Raw genomic sequence first — 19,331 nt, 5'->3', positions numbered from 1 at the left:
GGCTGTGGAACTCGCCCAAGTACGCCTGCTCGTCACCGACTTCGCCGCCTGCTACCGCTTCTACGCCGACGTCCTCGGCCTCAAGCCGCAGTCGGGCGCGGTGGACGGGCCGTACGAGAAGTTCAGCCCCGCCACCGGCTCGGCGGGCATCGCCCTCCAGGACCGCTCGATGATGGCCGAGGTGCTGGGTGAACTCGGCGACACGGCCACCGGCCATCGCTCCCTGGTCGTGCTCCGGGTCGACCACCTGGACGCCTACTGCGCCCGGATCACCGCACGCGGCGCGACCCTCCTCCACGGCCCCGCCCCCATGACCGACCGCATGCGCGTCGCCCACCTCAAGGACCCCGAGGGCAACCTGGTGGAACTCCAGGAGTGGCTGCTGCTGCGCGCTTGAGGCCACGGCCTCGGCGGCGGATGCTCCGGATGCGAGCGCAGGGAGTGGCCGTATGTGCCCTACCGCGTCGGCCGGGACAGTGGCAGGCTGCCCTCCATGGGGGCTTTCAGGAGGGTTTGGGGTCGCGCGGGCCAAGCCGGGCGAGCGCGTGGGGTGCGAGTGGCCGGAGTGGCGGGGCTCGCCGTGGCCGCCGTCGGCGGGGTGGTGGGCTGTGATCCGGGCGGGCTGAGCTCCGCGACCGTGGCGTTCACCACCGACCAGACCGTGACCGAGGAGCTGGAGCGGCAGAAGGCCGATGTGCAGTGGCTCAACTGCACGGGCTCGTACGACAACGGCGACGGCAAGTCCGGTACGGCGACGGCGAGCGCGAACACCGTCGTCAAGGTCGACTGCGAGGGCGAGACCACCGACGGCAAGGACATCGTCGTCACCGGCAGGATCACCCGGGCCGTCAGCGGGTCCTGTGTGCGCGGGGACCTCGTCGCCAAGATCGACGGCAAGGAGTGGTTCCACGTCAACGGGCTCGGCGACTGCGACGCCACGCCCTCGCCCGTCAACCCGTCCGGCGGCGGACAGCAGCCCGGGCCCACCGTCACGGTGACCGTCACCAAGACCGTGTACTGCAAGCAGCACCCGAACTGCTGGCCGGAAGGCAAGTGAGCGCCTGCCGACCGGAGTTGAGGAAGTGATCCAAAGGCCTGTCCCCGGACGCCGCCCCTGCTTAAGGTGATCGGGTGACTCAGTCCGCGACGTCCGGATCGTCTTCGTATCTCCGGTATCCGCATCTGCACGGCGACCTGGTCGCCTTCACCGCCGAGGACGACGTGTGGCTCGCCCCGCTCGACGGCGGCCGGGCCTGGCGGGTCAGCGCCGACAACGTGCCGGTCACCCTGCCGCGCATCTCGCCCGACGGGACGACCGTCGCCTGGACCTCCACCCGCGACGGCGCCCCCGAGGTGCACATCGCGCCGGTCGACGGCGGCCCCTCGAAGCGCCTCACCCACTGGGGCAGCTGGCAGACCCGGGTGCGCGGCTGGACCCCGGACGGCGACGTCCTCGCGATCAGCGCCCAGGGCCAGGCGGGCAGCCGCCGCACCTGGGCCCACACGGTCCCGCTCGACGGCGGACCGGCCACCACCCTGCCGTACGGCCCCGTCGCCGATGTGGTCCACGGGCCGCACCTGGTCCTCGGGTCCGCGCCCATGGGGCTGGAGGCCGCCCGGTGGAAGCGCTACCGGGGCGGTACGGCGGGGAAGCTGTGGATCGACCTCGCGGGCGACGGTGACTTCGTACGGCTGCACGAGGAGCTGGACGGGAACATCGAGTACCCCGTGTGGGTGGGGGACCGGATCGCGTTCCTCTCCGACCACGAGGGCGTGGGGGCGGTGTACTCGTCCCTCGCCGACGGGTCCGGGCTGCGCCGGCACACCCCGCTCGACGGCTTCTACGCCCGGCACGCCGCGAGTGACGGCGGCCGGGTCGTGTACGCCTCCGCCGGGGAACTGTGGCTCCTGGACGACCTCGACGGGGCCGAGCCGCGCCGGCTCGACATCCGGCTCGGCGGACAGCGCACCGACCGGCAGGCGTACTCGCTGAACGCCGCCCGCGCCTTCGGGGAGGCGGCGCCCGACCACACCGCGCGCGGCAGCGCGGTCTGCGTCCGGGGCGCCGTGCACTGGGTCACCCACCGGTCCGGCCCCGCCCGGGCGCTCGCCGCCGAACCCGGCGTACGGGCCCGGCTGCCCCGCACCTTCCGGGCGGAGGGCGAGGAGTGGGTGGTGTGGGTGACGGACGCGGAGGGCGACGACGCGCTGGAGTTCGCGCCGGCCACCGGGCTCGCACCGGGCGCCACGCCGCGCAGGCTCGGCGCCGGGCAGCTGGGCCGCGTCCTGGAGCTCGCCATGGCGCCCGACGGGAGCAGGGCGGCGGTCGCCGCGCACGACGGGCGCCTGCTGCTCGTCGAGCGGGAGACCGGCGAGGTCCGCGAGGTCGACCGCAGCCAGGACGGGGACGTGTCCGGGCTGGTCTTCTCGCCCGACTCGGCCTGGCTCGCCTGGTCGCACCCCGGCCCCCGCCCGCTGAGCCAGCTCAAGCTCGCCAACACCACCGACCTGTCGGTCTCCGAGGCGACCCCGCTGCGCTTCCAGGACTACGCGCCCGCGTTCACCCCGGACGGCAAGAACCTGGTCTTCCTGTCGACGCGGGCCTTCGACCCGGTCTATGACGAGCACGTCTTCGACCTCGCCTTCGTGGTCGGCTCCCGTCCGCACCTGATCACCCTCGCCGCGACCACCCCGTCCCCCTTCGGCCCACAGCGGCACGGCCGCCCCTTCGACGCGCCGGACAAGGACGAGACCCCCGACAGCGAGGGCACTCCGACCACCCGCATCGACCTCGAAGGCCTCGCCGACCGGATCGTGCCCTTCCCGGTCGAGGCCGCCCGCTACACCAATCTGCGGGCCGCCAAGGACGGCGTGCTGTGGCTGCGGCATCCCGTGCGCGGCGCGCTCGGTGCCTCCCGGGCCACACCCGACGACCCCGAGCCCAAGACCGAGATGGAGCGGAGCGCTATGACCTCCTCCAGCGACGGATCGAGCATCTCGCCGACGACGCCGACCACTTCGAGGTCAGCGGCGACGGCAAACGCGTCCTGCTGTGGACCGACGGCCGGCTCAAGGTCGTCCCCAGCGACCGGCGGGCCTCCGGTGACGACGACAGCGACTCGAACATCACCGTGGACCTGACGCGCGTACGGCAGCTGGTCGATCCGTCGGCCGAGTGGCGGCAGATGTTCGAGGAGACCGGCCGCATCATGCGGGACCACTTCTGGCGGCCGGACATGAACGGCGTGGACTGGACCGGCGTGCTGGACCGCTACCGCCCGCTGCTCGACCGGGTCGCCACCCACGACGACCTGATGGACCTGCTGTGGGAGGTACAGGGCGAGCTGGGCACCTCGCACGCCTACGTCGCACCGCGCGGCGGGTACGGCGGCGGGGCCCGGCAGGGCCTGCTCGGCGCCGACATCTCCCGTCACCCGGACGGCAGTTGGCGTATCGACGCCATCCTCCCCTCGGAGACCTCCGACCCCGAGGCCCGGGCCCCGCTGGCCGCACCCGGGGTCGCGGTGCGGGCCGGGGACGCGATCGTGGCGGTGGCCGGAGTGCCGGTGGACCCGGTGACCGGGCCCGGGCCGCTGCTCGTCGGTACGGCGGGCAAGGCGGTGGAGCTGACGATCTCTCCGGCCGGGGGCGGGGACGTACGGCACGCGGTCGTCGTGCCGATCGCCGACGAGCAGCCGCTCCGCTACCACGCGTGGGTGGCCGACCGGCGGGCGTACGTCCACGAGAAGTCCGGCGGCCGGCTCGGCTATCTGCACGTGCCGGACATGCAGGCGCCCGGCTGGGCACAGATCCACCGTGACCTGCGCGTCGAGGTGGCGCGCGAGGGCCTCGTCGTGGACGTCCGCGAGAACGCCGGGGGCCACACCTCGCAACTGGTCGTGGAGAAGCTGGCCCGACGGATCGTCGGCTGGGAACTGCCGCGCGGCATGCGGCCGTACAGCTATCCGGCGGACGCCCCGCGCGGGCCCGTGGTGGCGGTGGCGAACGAGTTCTCCGGCTCCGACGGCGACATCGTCAACGCGGCCATCAAGGCGCTGGGGCTGGGGCCCGTGGTGGGGACGCGGACGTGGGGCGGAGTCATCGGCATCGACAGCCGGTACCGCCTGGTCGACGAGACCCTGATCACCCAGCCCAAGTACGCCATCTGGCTGGAGGGCCAGGGCTGGGACGTGGAGAACTACGGGGTCGACCCGGACGTGGAGGTGGTCCAACGCCCTCAGGACTACGTGGCAGGCCACGACACCCAACTGGACGAGGCGATCCGCATCGCGCTGGAGGGTCTGGAGAACAGTCCGGCGAAAACACCGCCCACTTTGCCAACCTAAGGGGCGCGGGGCTGTATCGATCTGCGGCTCCGCCGCGTGGGCGCGATCACCCCCCGCGCACCGGCACCCGACGACGATACGATGCCCCCCGTAAACCACGCCGCCCAACCCCCGGAGGGACCATGGCAGGGGAGCCGCAGGACGACTGTCTGTTCTGCAAGATCGCCGAGGGGCACGTCCCGGCGACGATCGTGCGGGAGACGGACACGACCGTCGCGTTCCGGGACATAAACCCCCAGGCACCCACCCACGTCCTGGTCATTCCGAAGGCGCACTACGCGGACGCCGCAGCCCTCGCCGCCGCCGATCCGGGCCTCGCCGCGGATGTCCTGCGCGAGGCCAAGGCCGTCGCCGACGAGGACAAGCTGGAGAGCTACCGCATCGTCTTCAACACCGGCGCCGGAGCCGGCCAGACCGTCTTCCACACGCACGCCCACATCCTCGGCGGCCGCGGCATGCAGTGGCCCCCCGGATAAGCCGGAGTAAGTCGAAGCCACCGTGTCCGTACGTGAATTGGTCGTCCTCGGAACAGCGAGCCAGGTCCCGACCCGGCACCGGAACCACAACGGGTACCTGTTGCGGTGGGACGGCGAGGGCATCCTCTTCGATCCCGGCGAGGGCACACAGCGGCAGATGCTGCGTGCCGGAGTCGCGGCGCACGACCTGAACCGGATCTGCGTCACCCACTTCCACGGGGACCACTCGCTCGGCCTCGCCGGTGTCATCCAGCGGATCAACCTCGACAAGGTCCCGCATCCCGTCACCGCCCATTACCCGCGCTCCGGCCAGCGCTTCTTCGACCGGCTGCGGTACGCCACCGCATACCGGGAGACCGTGGACCTCACGCAGGCGCCGATCAGCGAGGACGGCGTCCTCGCCGACACCGGTAACTACACGCTGGAGGCCGCGCGGCTGTCGCACCCCGTCGAGTCGTACGGCTATCGCCTCGTCGAGCCCGACGGCCGCCGCATGCTGCCCGAACGGCTGGCCGCGCACGGCATCAAGGGGCCGGACGTCGGGCGGATCCAGCGGGAAGGGGTGCTCGGCGGGGTCCCCCTCGACGAGGTCAGCGAGATCCGGCGCGGGCAGCGGTTCGCGTTCGTCATGGACACACGGCTGTGCGACGGGGTGTACGCCCTCGCCGAGGGCTGCGACATGCTCGTCATCGAGTCCACCTTCCTGGACGACGACGTCGAACTCGCCGTCGAGCACGGTCACCTGACCGCTGGTCAGGCCGCTCGGGTCGCGCTCGACTGCGGCGTACGGCATCTCGTGCTCACCCACTTCAGTCAGCGCTACAACGAACCGGACGAGTTCGAGCGGCAGGCGCGGGACGCCGGTTTCGACGGGGAGCTGACGGTGGCACACGACCTGCTGCGGGTACCGCTACCGAAACGTCGGTGACACCCTCGTACGATGCTTTGATGCCTCTCCCGAAAGCAGAACTGCACCTCCATATCGAAGGCACCCTCGAACCCGAGCTCGCCTTCGAACTGGCCGCGCGGAACGGCGTCGAGCTGCCGTACGCCGACACCGACGCGCTCCGCAAGGCCTACCAGTTCGAGGACCTCCAGTCCTTTCTGAACCTGTACTACGAGCTCATGGCCGTCCTGCGCACCGAGCGGGACTTCGAGGACCTCGCGAACGCCTACCTCGCCCGCGCCGCCGCGCAGGGCGTGCGGCACGCGGAGATCTTCTTCGACCCGCAGGCGCACACCAAGCGGGGTCTTGAGCTGGGCACGGTCGTCGAGGGGCTGTGGCGGGCGCTGGGGAGCAGCCAGGCGAACCACGGGGTCTCCACCCGGCTGATCATGTGCTTCCTGCGCGACGACTCCGCCGAGTCGGCCATGGACACGCTCCGGGCCGCCGAGCCGTATCTCGACCGGATCACCGGCGTCGGCCTCGACTCGGCCGAGGTCGGCCACCCGCCGGTGAAGTTCCGCGAGGTCTACGAGGCCGCCGCCGCGCTCGGCCTGCGACGCGTCGCGCACGCCGGCGAGGAGGGGCCGCCGGCCTACATCACCGAGGCCCTCGACGTCCTCGGCGTCGAGCGCGTCGACCACGGGCTGCGGTGCATGGAGGACCCGGCGCTGGTCGAACGGCTGGTGCGGGAGCGGGTGCCGCTGACGCTGTGTCCGCTGTCGAACGTACGGCTGCGCACCGTCGACGTCCTCGCCGACCACCCCCTGCCCGCGATGCTCGACGCCGGGCTCCTCTGCACGGTCAACTCCGACGACCCGGCCTACTTCGGCGGCTATGCGGGCGACAACTTCGACGCCGTACGCCAGACCCTCGGCCTGCCCGAGGACCGGCTCCGGGAACTCGCCCGCAACTCGTTCCTCGCCTCCTTCCTGGAGGACGACGAGGAGCTGCGGGGGCGGTATCTGGCCGAGGTGGAGGCGTACGAGTTCGCGTAGCCGGCGTCAGGCGGCCGGGGCGACCCGCAGCCCGACCGCGAGGACCGCGCCCGTGACCGGGTAGCCGGCCTGCCTGCGCCGCGCGATCCCGGCCGGGGCGATGGCGTACGAGTTCAGGTAGCCGCGGTGAGGCGGTCGGGGGCGGCGGGGGTGGCTTCGGCGGTGTCCAAGGGGATCTCGACGACCTCGACCGCCTCGATGCCTTCCGTGACCTCGACGCCTTCCGCGACCTCGAAGGTCTTCTGCGACCGCCTGCCCAGCGCCACCACCGTCATCGGTACGGCGATCACCAGCAGCCCGACCGCCAGCACCGCGCCCATCACCGGGAACCCCGCCTGCGCGGACAGCACGCTCCCGGTCAGCGGGCCCGCCGCCGTGCCCAGCGAGGACGCCGAGCCGACGAGCACCGCCCAGCGGCCGCGGGCGTCGAGGGAGGCGGCGAGGCCGATGACGTACGACAGGACGATCGGGTAGAGCGTGTTCCAGGCGATCTCGCCGGTCGCGAAGGTCGTCAGGTCCGTGGCGGACGCGCTGAGCGCGATGCACGCCGCGATGAGGGCCGTACCGGCACCGATGGGCAGCGCGCGGCCGAGGCGCGGGCCGAGCGCGCCCGCCCCGGTCACGCCCAGCAGCCCGGCGCCGAGCCCCACGGCGAACACCGCGCCGACCGTGGTCTCGGTCAGCTGCGCCTGTGTCAGGCCGATCCGGCCGCTGACGCCCCAGAGGGAGTTCTGGGCGAGGGACCAGCACAGCATGCAGGCGGCGAGGGCCAGGCCGTGACGGAGGTGGGGGAGGCGGGTGGCGGCCGCCCGAGTCTGCGGCCGAAGGGCTCCGCTCGACGTCAGACGGGCCGTCAGCGGCCATACGGCGAGCGCCGTGAGCGCGATGGCCGCCAGCGGTTGGCCGTGGCCCGGGCCCAGGTGCGGCACCGTCAGATAGACGGCGCCCGCGAGGGCGGAGACGCCGAGGAGGCCGACGGTGGTGGCCCGGTGCGGGTCGCGCAGGGCGGCTATCCCGGTGGCGGCCACCGCCGTCGCCGTACCCGAGCCGAAGCCGCCGACCAGCACGCCCACCACGACGGCCGATACGGCGTGGGCGAGCGACGCCCCGCCGTAGCCGACGACGGCGAGGAGGAGTCCGATGCGCGCCAGCCTCCGCGCCCCGAACCGTTCCACCCGGGAGGCCAGCAGGAAGCCCGCCGACGCCGAACTCAGCAGCAGCGCGCTGCCGACGGCGCCCGCCTGGGTGGGGGAGAGCGGAAGCCCGGAGTCGAGTCTGCCGACGACCGTCGGCAGCAGATACGGAGCGAGGTACCCAGCCGTGAAAAGGGCGACGAGGGGCCAGGGGGTGGTGCGAGGGGCGAACACGGGCGTTCCCAGGGCATGCGAAAGGAGCGGCTCAAAGGGGGAGGAGCGCAGGCCGTCGACGGACAGGAACGCGCGGGGAATTTGTATCAAGCGGGGGCAGGGGTGAAGAAGTTCGGGGGGTGTGATGTGGGGCACGTTCTGTTTGGGGTGGGGTGAAGCGGGTAGAAGTGACCCCTACTTGCGCCCTCACCTGCGCCCTCACCTGCGCCAGTGCACCGACCCGCTGCCGCCGCCCCCGCCGGGAACCGTCGCCTCGATCTTCGCTCTGATCTCCCGCATCACCGCCACGATCCGCTCCTCGTGCCCCGCCGACAGCCGTGCCACCGGCACCGAGCAGCTGATCGCGTCCTGGGCCGGGACGTCGTAGCGCAGCGCGAACCCGAAGCCGACGATGCCGGGGACGCCCTCCTCGCGGTCGATCGAATAGCCACGCGCCCGTACCTCCGCGAGGTCGGCCGCGAGGGACTCGCGGGTCGTGTGGGTGCGGGGCGTGAGGGACGCGTAAGGGCCCTCGGGGAGGCCGTCGTCGGGGCGTTCGGCGAGCAGCGCCTTGCCCAGGGCGCCCGCGTGCGCCGGGAGACGCCGGCCCACCCGGCTGATCGTCCGCAGATATTCGTGCGACTCGCGCGTCGCCAGATACGCCACGTCCCCGCCGTCCAGCCGCGCCATGTGGATCGTCTCGCCGAGCGCCTCCGACGCCTCGTCCAGATAGGGGCGTACGGCCCGGACGCGCGGGTCGGAGTCGAGGTAGCTGGTGCCGGTGAGCAGGGCGTGGATGCCGATGCCGTAGAGGGAGCCGGTGACGTCCGTGCGGACCCAGCCGCGGGAGATCAGGGTCTGCAGCAGCGCGTACATGGAGCTGCGCGGCACGGCCAGCTCGTCGGCCAGTTCCTGCAGGCGCGCGGGGCGGTCGCCGCGCTCGGCGAGGAGCTCCAGCAACTCCACGGTGCGCGCCGCCGACTTCACTTCGCGGACGCCGCCTGTCTCTGACATGGGGCGATGGTAATCGGAGCGTCTCGGGTCGACCGTGCCATTGACGGTCGTGGTTCGCGTATCTAATCTCCATTCTCATACATGGATGACGTCTACATGGGGAGATGGGGACATGGCGAGGGTGAGCCTCGATACGGACACGACCCGGCGCTTGCGCGAGGGCATGGCACAGGGAGTGCTGTCGTTCCCGCTCACGAGCTTCCACGAGGACGGCACGCTGGACCCGGACGGCTTCCGCGACCATGTCGCCGCCCAGCTCGCCACCGCCCCCGGCGCGGTCTTCCCCGCCTGCGGCACCGGGGAGTTCTTCTCGCTGGACGAGGACGAGTACCGACAGGTCGTCTCGATCGCCGTCGAGGAGTCGGGCGGGCGCGTACCCGTCGTCGCCGGGGTCGGCTACGGCTGGGCGCAGGCCGCCCGGTTCGCGCGCATCGCCGAGGAGGCCGGAGCCGACGCCCTCCTCGTCCTGCCGCACTACCTCGTCGCCGCCCCGCAGGACGGCCTGGTCGCCCAGCTGGAGCAGCTCGCGGCCCGGACCCGGCTGCCGCTCATCGCCTACCAGCGCGGCCAAGTCTCCTTCACCGCCGACTCGTTGAAGCGCATCGCCCGCATCCCCCACGTCATCGGGCTCAAGGACGGCCACAGCGACCTCGACCGCCTCCAGCGCCTCACCCTTGCCGCCCCCGAGGGCTTCCTCTTCTTCAACGGGGCCGCCACCGCCGAGATCCAGGCCCGCGCGTACGCCACCGTCGGCGTCCCGGCCTATTCCTCCGCCGTCCACGCCTTCGCCCCCGAGATCGCGAACGCCTTCTTCGCGGCCCTGCGGAGCGGCGACCAGGCCACGGTCGACAAGCTGCTGCGCGACTTCTACGTCCCGCTCGTCGAGCTCCGCGACCGGGTGCCCGGATACGCCGTGTCCCTGGTGAAGGCGGCGGCCCGGCTGCGCGGCCGCCCCGTCGGCCCCGTACGCGCCCCGCTCACCGACCCGTCGGCCGGTGACCTGGCCGATCTGCGCACTCTCCTCACCGCCGGACTCGACCTCGTAGGAGCAGCGCTGTGAACCTGACGATCACCGACGTCCGCCTCACGCCGATCCTGGTCGCCGACCCGCCGCTGCTGAACACCCAGGGCGTCCACCAGCCGTACACGCCCCGCCTGATCGTGGAGGTCGTGACGGCCGACGGGGCCACGGGCGTGGGTGAGACGTACGGCGACACCAAGTACCTGGAGCTCGCCCGGCCGTTCGCCGACAAGCTGATCGGCCGTCAGGTCAGCGATCTGAACGGCCTGTTCGTCGTCGCCGACGAGGTGGCCGTCGATCAGTCCCGGGTCCTGGGCCAGGTCGACGTCGGCGGGCTGCGCGGCGTCCAGACCGCCGACAAGCTGCGGCTGTCCGTCGTCTCCGGCTTCGAGGTCGCCTGCCTGGACGCCCTCGGCAAGGCGCTCGGGCTGCCCGTGCACGCGCTGCTCGGCGGCAAGCTGCGCGACGCGGTCGAGTACAGCGCGTACCTCTTCTACAAGTGGGCCGGCCATCCGGCGGGCGTCCGCGCCGAGAAGGACGACTGGGGTGCCGCCGTCGACCCGGCCGGGGTCGTCGAGCAGGCGCGGAAGTTCACCGAGCGGTACGGCTTCACCTCCTTCAAGCTCAAGGGCGGTGTCTTCCCACCGGACGAGGAGATCGCGGCCGTACGGGCCCTCGCGGAGGCCTTCCCCGGGCACCCCCTGCGGCTCGACCCCAACGGGGCCTGGTCCGTGGAGACCTCGATGCAGGTGGCGCGGGAGCTCGGGGAGGTCCTGGAGTACCTGGAGGACCCGGCCCTCGGCACGGACGCCATGGCAGAGGTCGCCGCGCGGACCGGCGTGCCGCTGGCGACCAACATGTGCGTGACGACGTTCAGCGAGATCAAGGAGGCGTTCACGCGGGACGCCGTGCAGGTCGTCCTCTCCGACCACCACTACTGGGGCGGGCTGCGCAACACCCAGCAGCTGGCGGCCATCTGCCGCACCTTCGGCGTCGGGGTGTCCATGCACTCCAACACCCACCTGGGCATCTCCCTGGCCGCGATGACCCACGTGGCCTCCACCGTCCCGAACCTCCACCACGCCTGCGACTCCCACTACCCCTGGCAGTCCGAGGACGTCCTCACCGAGCGGCTCACCTTCGAGGGCGGCAAGGTCGCCGTGTCCGACGCGCCCGGCCTCGGCGTCGAGCTGGACCGCGAGCGGCTGGCGGAGCTGCACCGGCGGTGGCTGGAAGACGACGGCTCGCTCCGGGACCGCGACGACGCGGCCGCCATGCGGGTCGCCGAACCCGGCTGGGTCACGCCCTCGGTGCCGCGCTGGTAGCGCCCCGCCGACCGGCCCGGGGAGGTCGTCCACCGGGGTCTCGGGCAGGATCGCGGCGGCGTTGTCAGTGGTGAGGTGGCGTTGTCGGTGAGGTGGTGCACACTGGCCAGATCAGCACCACGTCAGGGAGCGCACCGTGACCACGCCCACCGGGCCCACCGCGCCCACCGGAAACGGAAAGGGACCCTCGCCCCAGGGGCCGACGTCCAGGGCAGGGAAGCCGTACCGCCGGAGCCAGGTCGACCCCCTCGCCGGCCTGCGCACACCCGCCGACCCGCCCTGGGACGTGTATCTCACCGGCACGGTCTTCCTCGACATCATCTTCACCGGCCTCGACTCCGCCCCGGTGCGCGGCACCGAGTCATGGGCGCGCGGCATGGGGTCGAGCCCCGGCGGCGTGGCGAACATGGCGACGGCCCTGGCCCGCCTCGGCCTGAAGACCTCGCTCGCGGCGGCCTTCGGCGACGACCACTACGGCGAGTACTGCTGGGACGCGCTGGAGCACGGCGAGGGCATCGACCTCTCGCCGTCGCGCACCGTGCCCGGCTGGCACTCGCCGGTGACGGTCTCGATGGCGTACGAGGGGGAGCGCACGATGGTCTCCCACGGCCATGAGCCGCCCCCGGAGGAGCCCGCGCCGGACTGCCCCCCGAGCGCCCGTGCCGCGGTCGCCTCCCTCGTCCCGGGACGGCGGGCCCCCTGGATCGCGCAGGCCGCGAGCAAGGGCGCCCGTATCTTCGCCGACGTCGGCTGGGACGACACCGGGGCGTGGGACCTGGCGGGGCTGGCCGACCTGGAGCACTGCGAGGCGTTCCTGCCGAACGCGCAGGAGGCGATGCGGTACACGGGCGCCGACTGCCCGCGCGAGGCTGCCCACGCACTCACCGCGTACGTCCCGGTCGCCGTGGTCACCCTCGGCGCGGAGGGCGCGTACGCGGTGGACGGCCGGACCGGGGAGACGGCCGTGGTGCCCGCCATCGCCGTGGAGGCCCTGGACCCGACGGGCGCCGGGGATGTCTTCGTGGCCGGCTTCGTCGCCGGCACCCTGGCCGACTGGCCGCTGGCCGACCGCCTCGCCTTCGCCGGCCTCACGGCCGCCCTGTCCGTCCAGGAGTTCGGCGGCTCCCTCTCGGCGCCCGGCTGGGCCGAGATCGGCGCCTGGTGGCGCAAGGTCCGGTCCCTCGACCGGCAGGACCCCGAGGCCCTGCGCCGGTACGCGTTCCTGGCCGACCTGGTGCCGGAGGAACAGGGGAGACCTTGGCCGCTGCGGCGGGCGGTGCCGACGATCGGGTTCCGCAGATCGGCGTGACGACTGCCGGACGTGGTTCCGCGGGGTCGGTCCGAGTGCTGAGGGGTCAGCTCGGGGTGGCCGGCGTCAGCACCACGAAGTCCGCGTTCGCCGGGTCGAGGCAGACCGCCAGGCGGCCGACGCCCTCCGCGTCCTCCGGGCCCATCTGCACACTGCCGCCGTTCTCGGTGACCTTGGCGACCGCGGCGTCGCAGTCGGTGACGTTGAAGACCGGGTGCCAGTACGGCCGCCCGCTCGCCAGCGCGAGGTTCTCCTCGGGCAGCTCCATGAGGCCGCCCTGCATGCGCTCCTCGGGCAGTCCGGCCGGTGTGATCAGGGTGTAGGCGCCCCCGCCGCCCGGCAGCTCCATGTCGCTGTACTGCCAGCCGAAGAGACCGCCGTAGAACTCCTTCGCGCCCGCCGCGTCGCTCGTGTACAGCTCGGTCCACGACAGTGAGCCCGGCTCGTCCGCCAGCTCGAAGCCCGAGTTCTTCCCCGGCTGCCAGACGGCGAACTGACCGCCCAGCGGGTCGTTGTACTGCGCCATCCGCCCCCAGTCGTCGAGGTCCCGCGGTGGCACCCGCACGGTGCCGCCCGCGCGCTCCACGGCCTGGGTCGTCGCGTCCGCGTCATCGACGGTGTAGTAGATCATCCAGGCCGAACGCGCCCCCTCCTCGGTGAGCTTGCCGATCCCGGCGACGGTCTTGCCGTCCTTCTTGAACATCCCGCCCTCGAAGTCCTCCGACTCGCCCATGGACTCGTACTCCCAGCCGAGCACCGCACCGTAGAAGGCCGCGGCGGCGCGGACGTCGGGGGCACCGAGATCGAGCCAACAGGGGGAGCCGGGAGCGAGGTCAGTGGTGATCATGACGATTCCCTTCGCAGATCCTCTGACCTCAGCGTGACACCCGGCACCGACACTCGCCCGTCGGCTGCGCTCCGTGCGCCGCGCGGGCCGGCTGTGGTTACCATCCGGCCATGAGCGACGACGTGAGAGCGGCCGGGCTCGCCACCGCCGCACACGACTGGGCCGCGGCGATGGTCTCCAACGACCCCGCCCGGATCGCCCACTTCATGGCCGACGACTGGGTCATCGTCTCCGAGTCGGGCGTCTCCACCAGGGAGCAGTTCCTCGCGCTCGTCGAATCCGGCGACCTGACCCACTCGGCGTTCCAGATCATCGGCGACCCCCGGATCCGCGTCCACGGCGACTCGGCGGTGGTGACGGCACGGATCACGAACACGGCCCACTACCGGGGCGAGCGCTTCGACGCCGACGAGTGGACGACCGACGTGTTCGTCCGCCGGGACGACCGCTGGCTCTGCGTACTGAGCCACATCACGGCGGCGGCGCGGGCCTGACTCCGGGTGTTCCAGCCCGCCCGACGTTCGCCCCCGCCGCCCCTACCCGTCCCGTCCCTGGGGGCTCCGCCCCCAGACCCCCGCTTTCGGCCCTTAAGGGGCCTCGTCCTCAAACGCCGGACGGGCTGAATCCAGCCCCTCCGGCGTTTGAGGAGCGGGGTCTGGGCCTGGGGCGGAGTCCCAGAAGGATGGGACGGGTAGGGGCGGCGGGGGCGAAAACATCCCCGGACCTCAGCCCGCCGTGACCGTCGTACGCACCACCCCGTCCGCCCCCGCCACCAACACCGGCGTCTCCGGCCCCCCAAGATCCCGCACAGCCGCCCGGTCCTCCGCGGACGCGCCCTCCGCCTCCGTCACGACCGCCGCCGCCTCCAGCGACGTCGCCCCCGAGGCCACCGCCATCGCCACCGCCGTCCGCAGCGCGCTCAGCTTCAGGGAGTCCAGGGCGACGGTCCCGGCGACATAGGTACGGCCCGTCTCGTCCCGTACGGCCGCCCCCTCGGGCACACCGTTGCGAGCCCGTGCGGAACGGGCCAGGGTGACGATCTTGCGGTCCTCGGGGTCAAGCGCGCTGTTGTCGGTCATGACCTGAGCATACGAAGCGCCGCCCCGCCTAACCGGCCACGGGGTACATCGCCCCGCGCCGCCCCTCCGGCGACGCCAGCCACTCGAGCTTCGCCGCCGTGTTCGCCTCGTCCAGCGGCGTGTGCAGGACGATCGACAGATCGGGCCGTACCGGCATCTGCATCACACTCGACTCCAGGCACAGCAGCCCGACCAGCGGATGGTCCAGCTCCTTGCGGATCTGCCCGGCGTCCTCGATGTCCCGCCGCTCCCACAGCTCGGTGAACTCCGGGCTGGCCGCCCTCGCCTCGGCCAGCACGGCCTGGAACCCCTCGTCGTCGGGAGAGGCCGAGCAGAGCGCACGGAACTGCGCCACGACCGTACGGGCGTTCTGCTCCCAGCTCTTGGACCGCGACCGGTACATCGGGTCCGTGAAGAAGTCGATCAGGCAGTTCCAGCGCCGGCCGGGCCGCATGCCGAGCACCGTCGCCGCCGCGTCGTTGTGCAGCACGCCGTTGTAGTACCGGTCCATGATGTGCGCCGGATACGGCATCCACGCGTCGATCAGCCGCCGCAGCCCGTCGCACATGTCCCGCTTCTCGGGCGCCACTTCACGCTCCGGCGGATTCAGCCCGGCCAGCAGATACAGATGCCTGCGCTCGGCGTTGCTCAGCCGCAGCACCCGGCCCACCGAGTCCAGCACCTGCGGCGACACGGAGATGTCCCGCCCCTGCTCCAGCCACTGGTACCAGGAGGCACCCACACCGGCGAGCACGGCGACCTCCTCGCGCCGCAGGCCCGGCGTACGGCGCCGCGCTCCACCGTCCGGCAGGCCCGCGTCGGCCGGGGTCACCCGGGCCCGCCTGCTCATCAGGAACTCGCGCAGCTCGTGCCGCCGCCTGCTCTTCAGCGCGCCCTCGGACACGTACGGATCCCCCTCTTCCCGTTGGCTGGTGGTGCCACCACCAGCACAACTTGCCGCTCCCCACGGCTATTCCGACGAGAGCAGGCTCTTGGCCATGGCGATCGACACCACCAGCTCCCCGACCACGACCAGCCCCGGTCCCACCGCGCCCCCATCACCCGACACCCCCCGGCCGACCCCCCGGATGTCGACGCGCGACAAACTCGTCCTGTTCGTCCTGTGCGCGGCCCAGTTCATGGTCGCCCTCGACTTCTCCGTCCTGAACGTCGCCCTCCCCGTCCTCGGCGCCGACCTCGGCATGAGCCAGTCGGCGCTGCAGTGGGCGGTCACGGCGTTCGCGCTGCCGTCGGGCGGGTTCCTGCTCCTCTTCGGCCGCATCGGCGACCTCTACGGCCGCCGCAAGCTGTTCCTCACGGGCCTCGCCCTGTTCGCCGCGGCCTCGGTGCTCGCGACGTTCGCCTGGGACCCGGCGTCGTTCCTCGCGGGACGCGCCCTGCAGGGCCTCGGCGCGGCGGTCATCGTCCCCACGGGGATGTCCCTGCTGACCACCACCTTCGCCGAGGGCCCCGCCCGGGACCGCGCGCTCGGCATCTCGGGGACGCTGATGTCCCTCGGTTTCACCATCGGCGTGGTCGCGGGCGGTGTCCTGACCGACGCGTTCGGCTGGCGCTCCACGATGGGCCTGCTCGCGATCTTCGCCCTGATCGTGCTGCCGCTCGCCCCCGGCCTGCTGCCCGAGTCCCGCACCCCGGACCGCCCGCATCTGGACCTGCCGGGCGCGGTCACCGTCACCGGCGGTCTGCTGTCCCTGATCTACGCCCTGACGACGGCCGCCGACCACGGCTTCGCCCATGCCGACGTCATCGCGACACTGGTCGCGGGCCTCGCGCTGCTCACGGCCTTCGCGGTCGTCGAGTCCCGCACCGAGGCACCCCTGGTCTCCCTGCCCATGCTGCGCCGCCGCACGGTGGCGTGGGGCAACGTGGGCGGCCTGGTCACCTTCTCGATGATGTCGACGGTGATCTTCGTCCTCACCCTGTACCTGCAGGAGATCCTGCATCTGGCGGCCTGGCAGACGGGCCTGGTCTTCGGTGTCCAGGGCGTGCTGTCGGTGATCGCGGGCACGCTCACCCCGAGGTTCGTCAGCCGTCTCGGCGCCCGCCGCACGCTGGCCCTCTCGCTCGCGGGGCAGGGCGCCTTCATCGCCGCCCTGGTGTTCCTCGACGCCCACGCCTGGTCCGTCTGGCTCGCCACGGCCGCCGTCTCGCTGGCGAGCATGTTCCACCTGGGCGCGATCATCTCCTACGGCCTGACGGCCACCTCCGGAGTCCCCGACGAGGAACAGGGCCTGGCCACCGGCCTGGTCACCTCGACCCAGCAGGTCGGCATCACGATCGGCATCCCGCTGCTGGGCGTCCTCGCGACGACCTCCGGCGACCTGCTGTCCGGCACCCGCACGGTGCTGGCCCTCGACGCGGGGATCGTCCTGGCCGCCGCGGCCCTGGTCGGGCTGGGCCTGCGGACCCGGCGGACGGCCACGCGGGGGACCGGCTCAGGGGCGGTCGAGTCGCAGCCGGTCGGCTCTCGGTAGCCCGGCCACGACAAGGTCGTACGAGTCCTCGATGAGCTCCCGGACCAGCCGGTCCGGGAGTTCGCCGTCCACGGTGACGGTGTTCCAGTGCCGCTTGTTCATGTGGTAGCCGGGGGCGATCAGCCCCTCGTGCTCCCCGCGCAGCCGGATCGCGTCCTCCGGGTCGCACTTGAGGTTGACGGTGAGCGGGCGGGCGTCCATCCAGCTCAGGGCGAACATCTTGCCCAGGACCTTGAAGACGGAGATGTCCGGGTTGAAGGGGAAGTCCTCCACCGCGGCGTTGAAGGACAGGCAGAAGCCGCGCAGCTCCTCGGGCGTCACTCCGCCCTCGCCTCCTCCTCGTCCGGCGCCGGCGCCGGGGCCAGCGGCTCGACCAGCACCGTCACGATCTTGTTCCGCCGGCCGGCCGCCGCCTCCGCCGTCAGCCGCAGTTCACGGCGGTCGGGCAGCTCGACCACGGACGACGCCCCGGCGATCGGCACCCGGCCCAGCGCCTTCGCGAGCAGCCCGCCGACCGTCTCCACGTCCTCGTCGTCGTACTCGTCGAGGCCGTACAACTCTCCGAGGTCGGTGATGTCCAGGCGGGCGGTCACCCGGTAGCGGTCCTCGCCCAGCTCCTCCACCGGCGGCAGCTCACGGTCGTACTCGTCGGTGATCTCGCCGACGATCTCCTCGAGGATGTCCTCGATGGTGACGATGCCGGCGGTGCCGCCGTACTCGTCGATGACCACGGCGACGTGATTGCGCTCCTTCTGCATCTCGCGCAGCAGATCGCCGGCGTTCTTGGTGTCCGGCACGAAGAACGCGGGCCGCATCGCCGTCGACACCAGCTCGCTCTCCGCGTCCCGGGAGATGTGCGTCTTGCGGGCCAGGTCCTTCAGGTACACCATCCCGACCACGTCGTCCTCGCTCTCCCCGACGACCGGTATGCGCGAGAAACCGGAGCGCAGGGCGAGGGTGAGGGCCTGGCGGATGGTCTTGTAACGCTCGATGACGACCAGGTCGGTGCGCGGGACCATCACCTCCCGCACCAGCGTGTCGCCCAGCTCGAAGACCGAGTGCACCATGCGGCGCTCCTCGTCCTCGATCAGCGACTCCTTCTCGGCGAGGTCCACCAGCGCGCGCAGCTCCGCCTCGGAGGCGAAGGGGCCGCGCCGGAAGCCCTTGCCGGGGGTGAGCGCGTTGCCGATGAGGATCAGCAGGTAGGGGATCGGACCCATGATCCGGGCGAGCGGCAGCAGCACATACGCCGCCGCCGTCGCCGTGTTCAGCGGATGCTGGCGCCCGATGGTCCGCGGGGAGACCCCGACGGCGACGTACGACACCAGCACCATGACCGCTATCGCGACCAGAAGTGCCTCGGTGGTGCTGTCGAACTCCTGGAGGCAGGCGTAGGTGACGAGCGCGGCGGCGGCCATCTCGCAGGCCACGCGCACCAGCAGCGCCACGTTCAGATAGCGCGTCGGGTCGGCGGCGACGAGCGCCAGCTTCTCGCTGCCGCGCCGGCCGCCGCGTACGGCCTCCTCGGCGCGGAAGCTGGAGACACGCGCCAGGCCCGCCTCCGCGCAGGCGGCGAGCCAGGCGACGACCACCAGGGCGATCGCACCGGAGACGAGGGGGAGGCTCATGACACGGTCGGGGCCGGGGAAGGACCGGTCAGGCCCTGCTCCGAGCGCCAGCCGTCCACGATGGCGGCCTGAAGGCCGAACATCTCGGCCTTCTCGTCGGGCTCCTCGTGGTCGTACCCGAGCAGATGCAGCACACCATGGACGGTGAGCAGCTGGAGCTCCTCGTCCATGGAGTGCTGCGTGGGCGCCTCGGCCCCCTGCTTGGCGGCGACTTCGGGGCACAGCACGATGTCGCCGAGGAGCCCCTGGGGCGGCTCGTCGTCGTCCTTGGACGGCGGCCGCAGCTCATCCATCGGGAAGGACATGACATCGGTCGGACCGGGCAGGTCCATCCACTGGATGTGGAGCTGCTCCATGGCGTCGGCGTCCACCACGATCACCGAGAGCTCGGACAGCGGGTGGATGCGCATCCGTGCGAGCGCGTAGCGGGCGATGTCGAGGATCGCCTGCTCGTCGACCTCGGTGCCGGACTCGTTGTTGACGTCGATCGACATGGTGCTGCTC

18 protein-coding genes and 1 pseudogene are annotated in these 19,331 nt (G+C 72.2%); 11 read left to right on the top strand and 8 right to left on the bottom strand.

Annotation, left to right across the window (positions count from 1 at the left end):
* Window positions 1-4 precede the first annotated feature (4 nt).
* From ABIE67_RS16335 to ABIE67_RS16310, 6 genes and pseudogenes are all read left to right on the top strand, one after another.
* Window positions 5-397 (top strand): VOC family protein, encoded by a 393-nt coding sequence (locus tag ABIE67_RS16335; RefSeq protein ID WP_370257785.1) that lies wholly within the window; start codon window positions 5-7, stop codon window positions 395-397.
* A 96-nt stretch (window positions 398-493) separates the two neighbouring features.
* A complete protein-coding gene (locus tag ABIE67_RS16330; RefSeq protein ID WP_370257783.1) occupies window positions 494-1,057 on the top strand; it encodes a hypothetical protein in 564 nt (187 codons plus the stop codon).
* Between the two features lie 137 nt (window positions 1,058-1,194).
* Window positions 1,195-4,346, top strand: a pseudogene (locus tag ABIE67_RS16325) (S41 family peptidase).
* A gap of 122 nt (window positions 4,347-4,468) precedes the next feature.
* Window positions 4,469-4,822, top strand: a complete 354-nt coding sequence (locus ABIE67_RS16320; protein WP_370257781.1) for a histidine triad nucleotide-binding protein — start codon at window positions 4,469-4,471, stop codon at window positions 4,820-4,822.
* 22 nt (window positions 4,823-4,844) lie between these two features.
* Window positions 4,845-5,750, top strand: coding sequence for a ribonuclease Z (locus ABIE67_RS16315; protein WP_370257779.1), 906 nt, complete (start codon window positions 4,845-4,847; stop codon window positions 5,748-5,750).
* Window positions 5,751-5,770: 20 nt separating this feature from the next.
* Window positions 5,771-6,763 carry an adenosine deaminase gene (locus tag ABIE67_RS16310; RefSeq protein ID WP_370257777.1) on the top strand — a complete coding sequence of 331 codons (993 nt, stop codon included), beginning with the start codon at window positions 5,771-5,773 and terminating at the stop codon, window positions 6,761-6,763.
* Window positions 6,764-6,876: 113 nt separating this feature from the next.
* On the opposite strand, the gene ABIE67_RS16305 is transcribed toward ABIE67_RS16310, so the two are convergent.
* Together ABIE67_RS16305 and ABIE67_RS16300 are read right to left on the bottom strand one after the other, a co-directional pair.
* Window positions 6,877-8,130 (bottom strand): MFS transporter, encoded by a 1,254-nt coding sequence (locus ABIE67_RS16305; RefSeq protein WP_370257775.1) that lies wholly within the window; start codon window positions 8,128-8,130, stop codon window positions 6,877-6,879.
* 198 nt (window positions 8,131-8,328) lie between these two features.
* The gene (locus tag ABIE67_RS16300; RefSeq protein WP_370257773.1) at window positions 8,329-9,123 is read right to left on the bottom strand and encodes an IclR family transcriptional regulator; all 795 of its coding nucleotides are present in this window, start codon (window positions 9,121-9,123) and stop codon (window positions 8,329-8,331) included.
* A gap of 112 nt (window positions 9,124-9,235) precedes the next feature.
* Between ABIE67_RS16300 and ABIE67_RS16295 the strand changes: the two genes are divergently transcribed.
* The 3 genes from ABIE67_RS16295 (at window position 9,236) to ABIE67_RS16285 (ending at window position 12,778) form a co-directional block, all read left to right on the top strand.
* A complete protein-coding gene (locus tag ABIE67_RS16295) occupies window positions 9,236-10,183 on the top strand; it encodes a 5-dehydro-4-deoxyglucarate dehydratase (protein WP_370257772.1) in 948 nt (315 codons plus the stop codon).
* Window positions 10,180-11,469: a glucarate dehydratase family protein gene (locus ABIE67_RS16290; RefSeq protein ID WP_370257770.1), complete on the top strand. Its 1,290-nt coding sequence runs from the start codon at window positions 10,180-10,182 to the stop codon at window positions 11,467-11,469. Before ABIE67_RS16295 ends, ABIE67_RS16290 begins: the two co-directional genes overlap by 4 nt.
* A gap of 136 nt (window positions 11,470-11,605) precedes the next feature.
* The gene (locus tag ABIE67_RS16285) at window positions 11,606-12,778 is read left to right on the top strand and encodes a carbohydrate kinase family protein (protein WP_370257767.1); all 1,173 of its coding nucleotides are present in this window, start codon (window positions 11,606-11,608) and stop codon (window positions 12,776-12,778) included.
* A 46-nt stretch (window positions 12,779-12,824) separates the two neighbouring features.
* On the opposite strand, the gene ABIE67_RS16280 is transcribed toward ABIE67_RS16285, so the two are convergent.
* Window positions 12,825-13,625 (bottom strand): VOC family protein, encoded by an 801-nt coding sequence (locus ABIE67_RS16280; protein WP_370257765.1) that lies wholly within the window; start codon window positions 13,623-13,625, stop codon window positions 12,825-12,827.
* 110 nt (window positions 13,626-13,735) lie between these two features.
* Between ABIE67_RS16280 and ABIE67_RS16275 the strand changes: the two genes are divergently transcribed.
* Window positions 13,736-14,119, top strand: coding sequence for a nuclear transport factor 2 family protein (locus ABIE67_RS16275; protein WP_370257763.1), 384 nt, complete (start codon window positions 13,736-13,738; stop codon window positions 14,117-14,119).
* Window positions 14,120-14,350: 231 nt separating this feature from the next.
* Here the strand turns inward: ABIE67_RS16275 and ABIE67_RS16270 are convergent, their stop codons facing one another.
* Together ABIE67_RS16270 and ABIE67_RS16265 are read right to left on the bottom strand one after the other, a co-directional pair.
* Window positions 14,351-14,704, bottom strand: a complete 354-nt coding sequence (locus ABIE67_RS16270; protein WP_370257761.1) for a cytidine deaminase — start codon at window positions 14,702-14,704, stop codon at window positions 14,351-14,353.
* 28 nt (window positions 14,705-14,732) lie between these two features.
* Window positions 14,733-15,554, bottom strand: a complete 822-nt coding sequence (locus tag ABIE67_RS16265) for a helix-turn-helix transcriptional regulator (protein ID WP_370268650.1) — start codon at window positions 15,552-15,554, stop codon at window positions 14,733-14,735.
* 148 nt (window positions 15,555-15,702) lie between these two features.
* Here ABIE67_RS16265 and ABIE67_RS16260 point away from each other — a divergent pair, with 148 nt between their 5' ends.
* On the top strand, window positions 15,703-17,199 hold the full coding sequence (locus ABIE67_RS16260) for an MFS transporter (protein ID WP_370257759.1): 1,497 nt from the start codon (window positions 15,703-15,705) through the stop codon (window positions 17,197-17,199).
* Here ABIE67_RS16260 and ABIE67_RS16255 read toward each other — a convergent pair.
* From ABIE67_RS16255 to ybeY, 3 genes are read right to left on the bottom strand one after another with little or no spacing between them, the layout of a single operon-like run.
* On the bottom strand, window positions 17,161-17,520 hold the full coding sequence (locus ABIE67_RS16255) for an MmcQ/YjbR family DNA-binding protein (RefSeq protein ID WP_370257757.1): 360 nt from the start codon (window positions 17,518-17,520) through the stop codon (window positions 17,161-17,163). The genes ABIE67_RS16260 and ABIE67_RS16255 overlap by 39 nt on opposite strands.
* Window positions 17,517-18,827 carry a hemolysin family protein gene (locus ABIE67_RS16250; RefSeq protein WP_370257756.1) on the bottom strand — a complete coding sequence of 437 codons (1,311 nt, stop codon included), beginning with the start codon at window positions 18,825-18,827 and terminating at the stop codon, window positions 17,517-17,519. The genes ABIE67_RS16255 and ABIE67_RS16250 overlap by 4 nt, the downstream gene beginning before the upstream one ends.
* Complete coding sequence (gene ybeY, locus ABIE67_RS16245; protein ID WP_370257754.1) at window positions 18,824-19,321, bottom strand: rRNA maturation RNase YbeY; 498 nt, start codon at window positions 19,319-19,321, stop codon at window positions 18,824-18,826. The genes ABIE67_RS16250 and ybeY overlap by 4 nt, the downstream gene beginning before the upstream one ends.
* Window positions 19,322-19,331: the final 10 nt, after the last annotated feature.

The sequence above is a fragment of the Streptomyces sp. V4I8 genome (assembly GCF_041261225.1).
Lineage (GTDB): Bacteria > Actinomycetota > Actinomycetes > Streptomycetales > Streptomycetaceae > Streptomyces.
The sequence above is the reverse complement of the archived record's forward strand: the minus strand, read 5'-3'. Positions and strand labels throughout refer to the sequence as shown.